Genomic DNA, 12,398 nt, shown 5'->3' on the forward strand with positions numbered 1-12,398 from the left:
AAAATTTTATTATTTACTTTGTTTTTCAAAGTACTTTAAAAATGGAAAACGCAAAATATTTAAAAGATATTCAAGACATTAAAGATTTGATGAACAAATCATCTCAATGCCTTTCTTTAAGCGGATTAAGTGGTGTTTTAGCAGGTATATATGCTTTGGTAGGAGCTTGGTTAGCCTTTAAAACCATTTATGTTGAATATAAAATAAATACATCGCATAGCGCTATTTCTATTCCACAATCTGTTGTCATAAAACTATGCATAATAGCTGGCTCTGTATTAGTTGCTTCCATACTTACAGGTATTACATTTAGTGTACGAAAGGCAAAAAAACAAAATGAAACGATTTGGAATGCCGCATCTAAACGTTTACTTATAAACTTTGCAATACCATTAATAAGTGGCGGTGTTTTTATTCTTTTTTTAATTGAAAAAGAAATACTTAACCTAGTTGCTCCTCTTACCTTAATTTTTTATGGACTAGCTTGTGTAAATGCGAGTAAATATACTCTGCGTGACGTACGTTATTTAGGAATAACAATGATATTACTAGGATTAATTGCTACTTGGTTTATCAATTTTGGTTTAGTGTTTTGGGCTTTAGGTTTTGGAGTTTGTCATATTGTATATGGAAGTATGATGTATTTTAAATACGATAGAAACTAAGGCCTTTACATTTGCACTTTAATTCAGCAATAATTTAAACCGAAAGCAATCGTGAAAAACATTATTCAAAATATCAATAAAGCCTTTGATCACCGAATTCGTTTAGGTATCATGTCGGTATTAATGGTGAACGAAAGTGCTGATTTTTCTACTCTTAAAGAACTTCTGGGGGTAACAGACGGTAATCTTGCCAGTCATGCTAAAGCTTTAGAAAACGAAAACTATATTACGGTTGAAAAGCAATTTATAGGCAGAAGACCCAATACGAGTTATAGAGCGACTAAGACAGGAAAAATAGCTTTTCAAGAACATATTGAAGCCCTGGAAAAATTAATTTCAAAATCATAAGACTTTTTTTTAACCATTCACTTTGAAATACAAAGTACTTTAAGAACATAATAAATAATAAAATCAATCATGGAAAATCAAACACAACATCCGAACATTCCTAATAAAACATCATTTTTCCAAAGCAATACTGCCAAAATGATAATGGTAGGCTTTTTAATCTTAGTTTTATTAATTCCGTTGGCGCTTGTTCAAGATTTAATAACAGAGCGCTCAAATAGAAAGCAAGAAGTTACTGATATCGTCACTCAAAAATGGGGTAAAGACATCGAATTAATGGGGCCTATTTTAAAAATTCCTTATAAAGTAATCACAGAAACTGAAGTGATAGATGAAAAAACAAAGCAGAAAACCATTCAAAAATATAGCTATACTGAAAATGCATACTTTTTCCCGGATCAATTGAACCACAATACAGCAATAAACAAAATAGATAATATCCAACTAGGATTATACAAACCTATAGTGTTCAAAGCTACTATTACATCAGATGGTACTTTTGGTACTGTTGATATATCAAAACTTGACCTTCATCCTGAGAATATTCTTTGGGACAAAGCGAGCATCATCATAAAAACAACAAACTTGAAAAGCATAAAAAGTGATTTAAGAATAAAGTTAAATAACAAATTTTTAAACCTTGAAGCAAAATCTGATGACGAATCGAGATTTGATACTTTAGAGACCAATACTTTCACCTATAACCCCGTGGAAGATTTAAACTTTAATTTTTCAATAAGTTACAATGGCAGCAATAGTGTACAATTTATTCCAATTGGAAAAACAACTGCAACAACAGTGGATGCTGACTGGAACTCTCCATCTTTTATCGGAAATTTTGCAACCAATGACACAACAAAAAAAATCACAACTAAAAATTTTCATGCCGATTGGAAAATTATCCATGTAAACCGACCGTTTCCGCAACAATTCAAAGCAAAAATACCTGCTTTAAAGAATTATCAATATGGTGTAAAACTAATTGAAACTGTTGATGAATATCAACAAAATGAAAGAGCATCTAAATATGGATTTCTAGTAATCGGTTTGACATTTTTGATTTTCTTTTTAATTCAAACCATCAGTAAAATTCACATCCACATTTTTCAATACACCATGATAGGTTTAGCGCTAATCATGTTTTATACTCTACTTATTTCCATAACCGAACATTCTAGTTTTAGTATTGCCTATGCTATAGCGGCAAGTGCAGTTATCATCATGCTGCTACTCTACTCTATTTCAATTCTAAAAAACAAAAAATTTCCATTGTTCATTACAGCTTCCTTAACGCTCCTATATAGCTTTATTTATATCATCATTCAGTTAGAAGATTATGCTTTATTAGTTGGAAGCATTGGGCTATTCCTTATACTTGGTAGTATAATGTATTTTTCAAGAAAAATTGACTGGAATAATTGATCGTTACAATATTCCATTTTCTAATAAATTTTTATTAGAAAATAAAATATATACAAAATTATTACCTTTTTAAATTATTAACTTAAAACAAATAACATGAAAAGTGAAATCAAATCCAAACAGAACAAACGCCTTTTCGGTATATTAATAACTACAACAAGTCTATTACTCATTCCTCTTATTGCTATGGTGTTTACAAATGAAGTAAAATGGACAGCTTTTGACTTCATTATTGGTGCAATCTTATTATGGGGGTTGAGTTTTTCTATAGAATTTACTTTAAGAATAGTCAAAACAAAAAAACATAAACTCATGGCATTACTAGTCATCATATTCTTCTTTTTACTCATTTGGATAGAACTTGCAGTAGGTATATTTGGAACTCCTTTTGCTGGAAATTAAAACCGAAAAATAAGAAACCGCAAATTCAAATATTGATTTGCGGTTTCTTATTTTTTGACAACTAAAACAATTAATTTTTAAATAACAATATTCTAATTTTATAATTCATTCTGCTTCAAATTGTTTTTTTCACAACTATCTTCTAACTTCCTTGTACATAATCTTGCAAATAAGCAAATCGCGAAGTCAATTTACCAGCTTCAGTAATTTTTGCTCGGCTTAATATTCCATCAACATCACCATTGTAAAACGCTGGGATTACGTTGTCTAAAAAGACTTTACCAAATCCTTCAGTAGCGTCTTTTGGAAGTTCACATGGTAAATTATCTACCGCCATTACCCAAATTGCACTAGGGTGTGACAATGCTACTTCTTTTTGCTCACTTGGCAAATAACCGTAAATAGGATCTGCTATAGTACTTGGTCGTATTGTACAAGCAATAGGGCCGTCAATGTCACAAGAAATATCAGCTACAACTTTTAATCTGCATTTTGGCGAACGTAACATTTCATTTGTCAAAATTACAGGCGCTCCATTACCATAAAAATGTCCTGCAATGAAAATATCTGACATTTCAGCAAATCGCTCAAAATTAGACACATAATCTATAGGATTGGTAAAAAATTCTTCTCTGCTAAACGGTTTACCATCAACTCGCATATTATAATCATTAACGTCTATAAAAGTATAAACTGGCTGGTCATACGTTTTGCTCAAATAATTTTCAACGGAAACTTCTTTAATTTTCATACCATCCAGCATTTCTTTTGCTCCATAAGCCACCTTGCCTCTACCCGTAAGTACAATTTTAATATTAGGTAGTCTATTTTTTCGCAAACGCTCAATTAATGCTTTTTGATCTGGTAAAGTCTCTGCTTTTGCGATATTAAACAACTCATATTTTAAACCAAAAGCACGAATTCCATTATATGCACCAACAATTCCAGCATAACGCCCGAATCCAATTAAACGATGATTATCTTTATTTACTACTGTTTCGTGATCGTACAATTCAATATTTTTTTCCAGAATTGTCTTCAATAAATTTCTATTATACGCTTGCTTCTTTATGGTATGTGAAAAGAAAAAATACTTTTTATTCGGGATTAAAGCGTCAATGGGTACTTCTTTTACACCTATCAAAACATCGCAGTCTGAAACATCATTAGTTACTTCAATTCCTTTTTCTTTATACTGATCATCTGTAAAAACTCGGATATCTGAAGATTCCACAACTATTTCAGCTTGAGGAAATTTTGCTTTAAAATTTACTAATTCATCAGGGGAAAACACAGCCCTTCGATCAGGAGGACACTTACGTTCTTTAATAATTCCGAATTTCATTTTGTTAGGTTAGTTTGTTGTTATATTCCTCACAAATATACACTTTGATCGTGCTATTTGCAATATTAATTTTAGCATTCAACCCATCATTTTTGATGTATAACTTCTGAATTTTAATATCTAATAGTGATTTTAAAATTAGCTTGAATTTGTTTGAAATAGGGTGTATTTATAATATAATTTTATTATTTTTGGCCTAGATTTTGATTACTAAATAATTATCTACCCAATAATGGGGTCGACTGGCTTTGACAGCGAGTGGAATTGAAAAGTAAGCACGTCGAGAACTGGGACAATTCTCGTTAATAAAAGGTTCTAAACTTATAAACGGCGAAAATAATTACGCTTTAGCTGCTTAATCTGAATTATAGTAAGATTTGCCTAGTTCCAACAAGGTTGGAAAGCTAGATTCTCCTCAAAAGCTTTGGTTTATAGCGTTTGGCCAAGGGGAACCGTAAAAGTAAACCTAGGAAAGGTAACGCTTTAAATCCTTTCTGAAATTAATAAAGCTAAGCTAAAAGTGGTTGTTTTCAGCCTCGCTTTTAGTCGAAAATCCAAATGAAAACTAAGCGTGTAGAAAGCTTCTTGATTGCTTGTTTGGACCCGAGTTCGATTCTCGGCGACTCCACTAAAACAATTTCAAAATCAACTAAGTGCCTGTAAATCGTATGATTTACAGGCACTTTTGTTTTTCTGACTATTCAAATTATCTATTAAATCACAAAATATAGGTAGTAAAATCGGTTACCCGAAAAAAAGCAAAATTAGGGTAACCGAATTTCTCCTTAAGCCAATGATAGCAAGCTGTTCAGAAGATGAACATCTTGTCTAAAAACAATAAATAATATAATTTGAATAACTATAAAGTCACCACAAAATGAAACACAAAATATCCATACTTTTTTATGTAAAAAGTGCTAAAGCTTCAAAAAACGGCCTACTTCCCATTTATCAAAGGATAACAATCAACGGAACACGAATAGAATTAAGTACCTCAAAATTTGTAGTAAAATCAAAATGGAATGCTGCTGCAGGAAAATTAAAGGGCAGTTCTGAAGAAGCCAGACTAATCAATAGTTACCTCGATATCTTAAAATTAAAAGTATATGAAACAGAAAAATGGATGGTCAATAATGAACATGAAATAACTGCCCATTCCTTCAAAAATAAACTTTTAGGTATCGAAGAAAATCAAAGAAAATTGATTCAAATTTTCGAGAATCATAACAAACGTATGAAAGAATTAATTGGTAAAGAGTTCTCCATTAATACCTACAAAAAATATGAAACAGCACTAAACCACACAAAAGAGTTTTTAAAAAGCCAATATTCAACTACAGATATTTCAATCAAACAAATTGACCTGGCATTTATCAACGACTTTGATTACTTTTTAAGAAATGTAAAAAACTGCAATAACAATTCAACTATAAAATACATACGAAACTTCGGAAAAATAGTAAAACAATGCTACGCAAATGGTTGGATTGAAAAAGATCCATTCCTTAATTATAAAGGTAAAGTAAAAGAAATTGAACGAACTTTTTTAAGTGAAACAGAAATTGAATCTTTATTAAATATAGAGTTTAAAATAAAGCGCCTAGAAATCGTAAGGGATATGTTTGTGTTTTCCTGCTTTACCGGCCTAGCCTACATAGATGTCAAAAACCTAACAAAGTCCCATATAAGCCATGGTATTGATGGTGAGAAATGGATATTTACACACCGTCAAAAAACCGAAAGCGCTTCTAAAATACCAATCCTTCCCGTTACACAAATGATAATCGATAAATATGAAAACCATCCACAATGTTCAAATGAAAATCGCCTACTCCCTATTCTATCCAATCAAAAAATGAATGCCTACTTAAAAGAAATTGCAGCTGTATGCAACATCAATAAAGAACTAACCTTTCATATTGCCCGACATACTTTCGCTACGACGGTAACACTAACTAATGGTGTCCCAATTGAAAGTGTAAGTAAAATGCTTGGGCACAAGAATCTAAGAACTACCCAGCATTATGCTAAAGTCCTGGATAGAAAAGTTAGTGAGGATATGAAAATCCTAAAAGATAAGTTTACAATACTCCCAAAGAAAACTACTGGAACATAAGAAATATAGCAAACAATGTTCTATGCTCCAATGTAATATAAAAAAAAGTTAGAGCTTCTAAAAGTCTATCTTACAAAAGTTAAACATAATAATTACTTATAATTAGAACAGCTTTTTTATAGGAATAGAACATAATAAATAGTTTTTTTTATTCATAATAAAAATATTTAAAACCGAAATCAATGTAATAAATAGGCATATCTCTTTTTAAATTTTCTATATATTCTTTCTTGTCAACTCCTACTAAATTCATAGGTATTGATATTGGGGGAGTTATTCTGGTATAAATATTTTCTTTCGAAAAAAATAATTTTGAAAAAGTATTGACTGTATCACTTTTGCTTTCTTTCAAAGGAATTTTGATAGGTAAATATTTGACAAATAAAATTTCTTTTCCTTTTTTATCTTTTAAAACTCTATGAGGACTTTCTAATAATAAATCTCCATTATTATCTGTTTGACCCAAAAATGTGATAATACTAAATATTCCATTTTTAGCAAATTTAATAGGCTTCACAAGCTTATAAGTAATGACACCTTTTTTAATTTCACTTTTTCCTACTGATATATATTCTGATTCAGTTATGGTATTATCCGATGGTAATCCGTTATAATTTTCATGAAAAGATAACTTAACTAAAAATGTAGAAAATTCTTTAATATTATTAATTTTCATATATAAATCGTCCTGTTTAATTGGAATCGAAAATTCATCGATATAATACGTTTTAGCATCATCGAACTTAATAAATTGGGCAATTTGATAACCATATGTTCCAAATGCACAAAAAATAGAATCTTTCCCTTTTGAAATTGATTTAGTAATTTCAACCTTTTTCCCAGTAAAATACTTAGTTAATACAACCTCGTCTAAAGCAATCTCTTTTGGTTTTAAATAAACAGTATCTTTCATGGTACTGATTAATTCTAATTTATCATAATAAGATATATGAGTGAATTTTACTGATTTAAAATTTACAGTATCTAAGTATGTAACACCTTCTGAATTTCCATAGTACCCATTACCGTTTAACAAGTCAATGGATACATAACCAATTCGATCATTAGAAATACTATCTAAAAATTGTATTTTCCTCTGAGCATAAAAATTAAAACTAATCAAAAACAACAGTAAAAAAGTACATGTTTCAATCTTTTTCATAATATAGTATAAGGGATTAATTATCAAATTTTATCAATTCTAAACCAAAATAATAGTTTGCCTCAATACTCATATCACTATGACTTGTCCATTCACTATATTTTCCTTCTTTAACTAATAATGATTTAAAATATGATTCATACTTACTCTTTTTTACTTTTTTAATTCTTCGAAAAGCCGGTCTAACGTCACTCTGATCTTGATTATACGTTTCAATAACAATAAATATACCTTCAATTGGAAAATCTAATCTCTCAAATAATGATACTTCAATTCGATCTTCATCTAAGCTTCGTTGAATAACATAATTATCTTTAAAAAGCTTTTTCCCTGGCAGTTTTGTTATTGAATCAACATCATAAATATTAACTTTAAAGGGGGCGTATTTAGAACTATCATCTTTATCCCAATATCCTTTCATTGTGTGAATGAAAATTTTGTCAATAAAATATTCACTGAACTCCATTGTATGAGGAACGTATAACGCAATTTGTGATGAATACCAAATTTTAGCTGGTTGATTAATCATTAAAAAATTAATATTCCTTTTTACCGGATAAACTTCTAATCTCTTATAATTTTGAGTAACGGTAACTTCATTAAGTTCATTTTCTATAGGCTCCAAAAAAAAATCTTTTTGATAATGCAAATCATTGACTGATACATTTAAAACTTTGTATCCCATATGATAAAATCTGACTGAATCCTTTTTGTTAGTTAAATCAATTATAAAACGACCATTTTTATCAGATGTCGCTCGGAGTAAATGGTCTTGAATAATTAAAACGTTTTCAACTGGTGATTTATTAACAATGTCATATACCTGTAATTGACTAAATGAATGTATTGAAATAAAAATAAAAAGTATTAAAATAGTGTTCTTTTTTAAATTCATCATTGTTATTTATTATTGTATCGATATACTTAAAAATTTAAAAAATTATTGCTATTAAGTATAGGATATATTGAAAAGTTAATCTCGTACAATTTATTTATTTTGTTCAAATAGAATTTTTTTATGATGTATTAAACTGTCTATTATAGTGTTATTTGAGATATTAAATTTCGTTTTAAACTTTAATAGTTCGATAATAGAATCATTCTCAATGTTGCACTCAACTAAAACATTATGTTTAATAAAACCAAATTGAGTATATACTAATCTCCATTTTTTATTAGAGTTAGAAACAAAAATTAACTCTTTATTTGGTAGTGAATCTGAATATATATCTCCAGTAATAATATTCTCACCTGGATTAGCAATAACAAAATTAATTTTTTCTAATTCTGACATTTTTTTAATTAATGGACTTGGAATTGAATCTACTTTATAGAATGTTTTCCAATTATTTGAGAATTTATCGTTTCCACATGAAACAATAATTACAACTAAAAATGCAATTAATATATTTTTCATAAATCAAACATAAAACTTTATTCCTGCAATTTTACAATAATATTTTTCTTTACAATTACGGTTATAAAGCTAAAATATTACGGTTTATCTGTTTTGTTTTATGATATAAAAATTACATATATGGAGTACCTAGAAATGAGCAAATAATTATTAGAGCACTATTGTCCTTTATAGAAAAGTAAGTGAGGATATGAAAATCCTAAAGGAAAAATTTAGCTTCAATTCAAAACAAACCACGGGAACATAAGGTAAAAACCGTAATACCGCTATAAAAAAACCGTAATCATTATAATTATAATAATTTATTTTTGCTCTTTATATCCTATATTTTTTTAAAATATAAATTCGTTTCTATAAAAAAATTAGACTGACTAATACTGTTGATTTGTAACTCCAGAATAAAATCCATGATAATTTACAAAACCAAAAATTATACTATGAAAAAACTAAAGCTTTTAATTACATTTAGTTTATTATTTCTTTCAACGATTGCTATATCTCAAAACATTAGTGGATTAAAATATTTTAATAAAGTTGAAATTAAAACCAAAAAAGACACTATTCAATTCTTACATTCAACCTTTAATGAATCTCCAAAGCCAACAATAATTTTTCTTCAAGGCTCCTTACCCAATCCAGTTATTCTAAAAGAAAAAGACTATTTATGGGTAAACTTTCCTTTTGATTATTCTAAATTTATAAAGGATGTTAATCTGGTAATTATAAATCGGAAAGGTGCATCTTTGATTTGTGAATTTAACGAATATGAATTCGTACAAAAAGAACCTTCGTTAGATTACCTTAAAAATGATAATTTATATTATAGAGTATTCCAAACTGAAGAAGTTATTAAATATCTAAAAAAACAGAATTGGGTAGACAAAAAAAATATATTTCTTGTTGGGCATTCTGAGGGTTACCGAGTAACTGCTAAAGTCGCAGAAAAAAATACACTGATAAAAAAAATAGCTTGCTTATCTGCAGACCCTATTAATCGTATTAGTGAAAATATTATTAGGCTTCAAATAGATAACACATCCTTGCATAATGACTCCATCCGTGTTTCTAAAATTTACAAAGAATTAAAAGATTATAAAAACTTACAAAATTTCAATAAGCAGGATTATGATATGAATAATTTTATTTCCTATAACGAAAATCAACCAATAGAAAGTTTTAAAAAAATTAAAAAACCTATTTTAATTTGCTACGGAACAGATGATGTAAGGGCATATAATAATAACCTTCTACCACTACTATTAAACAAAAATAATTTGGAATTAAAAATTTATCCAGATTTGAATCATAATTTTTTAAAAAAAGAATTTGATAAAGAAGGAAATCCTATAGGTGAAAGTTTTCATTGGGATAACGTTTTTAAAGATGTAGTTGATTGGCTCGTAAATGATTAATTTAACAAATTGACTTATCTATAAAATTATCTAGATTGTAGCCTTCAAAACAAGGAGTTCAAATGGTAGTAACCTTTAAAATTCAAAACCGTAATTTTGCCTACAATAAACCGTAATTTTTTAATACTATAATCAACTAAGTTTGCTGAATTCATCAATAATATTTAAAATTAAAAACGATTATGAATTCAGAGTTCAGTATAACAAATGACTTTCACAGACTCAGTTTACACGATTCTGGTATTGACTATATTTACGAAACAGAAGAACACACTATCATAGAATTCGATTGGGGATTTCTAAAAAATCATCATGAAAAAGGTATTGAAGAAGGTATCGTTTTAGGAAAAACAAAAATGAAAGTAAAAGGATATAAGAATGAAAAATTCAGAATCAATTACTCCGGTACAGCAAATTTCAAAAATAAGAAACCCGATTACATTCAATATTTCGAAAACTTATTCGAATATTGGGATGTCATTGCAGAAAATAAAATTGACGAAAACAATAAAACCTGTATATTAGGAGGATATTTCGAATATAATGACATTGTATGCTGGATCGATTGGACATTTGAATTTGATACAATCGAACTCAATTGGAATAATCATATCAAACATGAAGATTGGCTAAATGGACATATGGTATTGGATAATAATTCATAGAAAGTTATACAACCTAAAACGAGTTCTATCTTCTTTTATACTATTTAAAAAAAAGTTAAATACTGTAGTATACAAACAAAATGTAATATTTTTAAAACAAATTACATCTTAATGAAAGCCACAATTATCACTTCTCTTCTACTAGCTATTTTCATAATGTCTTTTGCTACAATCAATAATGAAGCAAAAGAACCTAAAATCGAAAACTATACTTCCCTTAAACAGTACATAGAAAAAGAAGAACTTCCTGTTCCATTAGAAAAATCACTTTTCTTGAAAAATCTTATTGACTTTGAACAATTTGCTTTTTTTAGAAAGTATAATGTTAAAAGAAAAAGCATAAACAAACTTTTCAAACCCGATGTATATCTTTTCAATTCCAGTTGGCAACTTATTGACGATAATGCTTTAGGAGGATGTTATATCGATAGATCTGAATTCAACAATCGTGATTATTATACAGCAATCCTTAACGAAAACGATCTAATAACGAAAGGTCCAGATAAACAAACTTGTTCATTAGAACTCATTAAAGATAACTTAACTGATTATCAAGGAAATTCAGTTTTTCCATTCAAAGAAAACACTCCTTGTATTCTCATTTTATGGGCAAAAAATAAAGCGAATGTAAAAACTACAAAATTCCTAATTGAATACAATAAGTACCTCATAAAAAATAGCAAGACAGAAGTCGATATCTTTTATCTTAATGTTGATAACTATTCATTTCAATAAAATTTTATTTTAATTGCTATTGTAGACAAGATGTCAAAATAAATAGTATTTGAAATTATTATCATAAATTATATAAATTAATTAAATGAAACTTAAAATTTTCGCTTCTTTTCTACTAGCTATTTTCATAATGTCTTTTACTACTATTAATAAAGTTACAAAGGAAACTAAAATGGAAAACTATACTTCCCTTAAACAGTACATCGAAAAAGAAGAACTTCCTATTCCACTAAAAAAATCACTTTTTCTAAAAAACTTTGATGATTTTGAAGAAGTTGCTTTTTTTAGAAAGTATAATGTTAAAAGAAAGAAATTAAATAAATTATTAAGGCCAGACGTATATCTATTCAATGCAAACGGCCAAATGATTGACGAAAATGCATTGGGAGGATGTTATATTGATCGTACTATATTTAATGAACGTGATTATTATACAGAAATTTTTAACGAAAACAAATTAATCACAAAAGGTCCAGATAATCAAGTATGTTCATTAGAACTAATAAAAGATAACTTAATTGATTATGAAGGAAATTCAATTTTCCCTTTCAAAGAAAACAAACCTTGTATAATAATTTTATGGGCAAAAAATAAAGCGAATGTTAAGTATACAAAATACTTATATTATTTAAACAAACAACTTATAAATAAAAGCAAAACAGAAGTCGATATCTTTTATCTTAACTTAGACCACTACTCATATCAATAA

The 12,398-nt window shown here is 28.3% G+C and carries 13 protein-coding genes and 1 other RNA gene; 10 read left to right on the forward strand and 4 right to left on the reverse strand.

Going from position 1 to position 12,398, the window contains the following annotated elements; all coding sequences use genetic code 11:
• Nucleotides 1-41 precede the first annotated feature (41 nt).
• The 4 genes from ACFS5J_RS04865 (at nt 42) to ACFS5J_RS04880 (ending at nt 2,837) form a co-directional block, all read left to right on the forward strand.
• A complete protein-coding gene (locus tag ACFS5J_RS04865) occupies nt 42-665 on the forward strand; it encodes a hypothetical protein (protein WP_379810917.1) in 624 nt (207 codons plus the stop codon).
• Between the two features lie 51 nt (nt 666-716).
• Nucleotides 717-1,013, forward strand: a complete 297-nt coding sequence (locus ACFS5J_RS04870; protein WP_379810918.1) for a winged helix-turn-helix domain-containing protein — start codon at nt 717-719, stop codon at nt 1,011-1,013.
• Nucleotides 1,014-1,082: 69 nt separating this feature from the next.
• Nucleotides 1,083-2,435, forward strand: a complete 1,353-nt coding sequence (gene creD, locus ACFS5J_RS04875) for a cell envelope integrity protein CreD (protein ID WP_379810919.1) — start codon at nt 1,083-1,085, stop codon at nt 2,433-2,435.
• A gap of 96 nt (nt 2,436-2,531) precedes the next feature.
• Nucleotides 2,532-2,837 carry a hypothetical protein gene (locus ACFS5J_RS04880; protein WP_379810920.1) on the forward strand — a complete coding sequence of 102 codons (306 nt, stop codon included), beginning with the start codon at nt 2,532-2,534 and terminating at the stop codon, nt 2,835-2,837.
• 142 nt (nt 2,838-2,979) lie between these two features.
• Here ACFS5J_RS04880 and ACFS5J_RS04885 read toward each other — a convergent pair whose 3' ends face one another.
• Entirely contained in the window at nt 2,980-4,182 is a 1,203-nt protein-coding gene (locus ACFS5J_RS04885) for an NAD(P)-dependent oxidoreductase (protein WP_379810921.1), read from the reverse strand.
• 234 nt (nt 4,183-4,416) lie between these two features.
• On the opposite strand from ACFS5J_RS04885, the gene ssrA reads away from it, so the two are divergent.
• Nucleotides 4,417-4,813, forward strand: a transfer-messenger RNA (tmRNA) gene (ssrA, locus tag ACFS5J_RS04890).
• 246 nt (nt 4,814-5,059) lie between these two features.
• Entirely contained in the window at nt 5,060-6,298 is a 1,239-nt protein-coding gene (locus ACFS5J_RS04895; RefSeq protein WP_379810922.1) for a site-specific integrase, read from the forward strand.
• A 148-nt stretch (nt 6,299-6,446) separates the two neighbouring features.
• Here the strand turns inward: ACFS5J_RS04895 and ACFS5J_RS04900 are convergent, their stop codons facing one another.
• From ACFS5J_RS04900 to ACFS5J_RS04910, 3 genes are all read right to left on the reverse strand, one after another.
• Nucleotides 6,447-7,460, reverse strand: a complete 1,014-nt coding sequence (locus ACFS5J_RS04900) for a hypothetical protein (RefSeq protein WP_379810923.1) — start codon at nt 7,458-7,460, stop codon at nt 6,447-6,449.
• 16 nt (nt 7,461-7,476) lie between these two features.
• The gene (locus ACFS5J_RS04905) at nt 7,477-8,358 is read right to left on the reverse strand and encodes a hypothetical protein (protein WP_379810924.1); all 882 of its coding nucleotides are present in this window, start codon (nt 8,356-8,358) and stop codon (nt 7,477-7,479) included.
• Nucleotides 8,359-8,448: 90 nt separating this feature from the next.
• Nucleotides 8,449-8,877 carry a hypothetical protein gene (locus ACFS5J_RS04910; protein ID WP_379810926.1) on the reverse strand — a complete coding sequence of 143 codons (429 nt, stop codon included), beginning with the start codon at nt 8,875-8,877 and terminating at the stop codon, nt 8,449-8,451.
• Nucleotides 8,878-9,314: 437 nt separating this feature from the next.
• Between ACFS5J_RS04910 and ACFS5J_RS04915 the strand changes: the two genes are divergently transcribed.
• The 4 genes from ACFS5J_RS04915 (at nt 9,315) to ACFS5J_RS04930 (ending at nt 12,398) form a co-directional block, all read left to right on the forward strand.
• Nucleotides 9,315-10,289: an alpha/beta hydrolase family protein gene (locus tag ACFS5J_RS04915; protein ID WP_379810927.1), complete on the forward strand. Its 975-nt coding sequence runs from the start codon at nt 9,315-9,317 to the stop codon at nt 10,287-10,289.
• Nucleotides 10,290-10,471: 182 nt separating this feature from the next.
• Nucleotides 10,472-10,954, forward strand: coding sequence for a hypothetical protein (locus tag ACFS5J_RS04920; protein ID WP_379810928.1), 483 nt, complete (start codon nt 10,472-10,474; stop codon nt 10,952-10,954).
• A gap of 111 nt (nt 10,955-11,065) precedes the next feature.
• Nucleotides 11,066-11,689: a hypothetical protein gene (locus ACFS5J_RS04925; RefSeq protein ID WP_379810929.1), complete on the forward strand. Its 624-nt coding sequence runs from the start codon at nt 11,066-11,068 to the stop codon at nt 11,687-11,689.
• An 85-nt stretch (nt 11,690-11,774) separates the two neighbouring features.
• On the forward strand, nt 11,775-12,398 hold the full coding sequence (locus ACFS5J_RS04930; RefSeq protein ID WP_379810930.1) for a hypothetical protein: 624 nt from the start codon (nt 11,775-11,777) through the stop codon (nt 12,396-12,398).

This window comes from Flavobacterium chuncheonense (assembly GCF_042686145.1).
Taxonomy (GTDB): Bacteria; Bacteroidota; Bacteroidia; order Flavobacteriales; family Flavobacteriaceae; genus Flavobacterium; species Flavobacterium chuncheonense.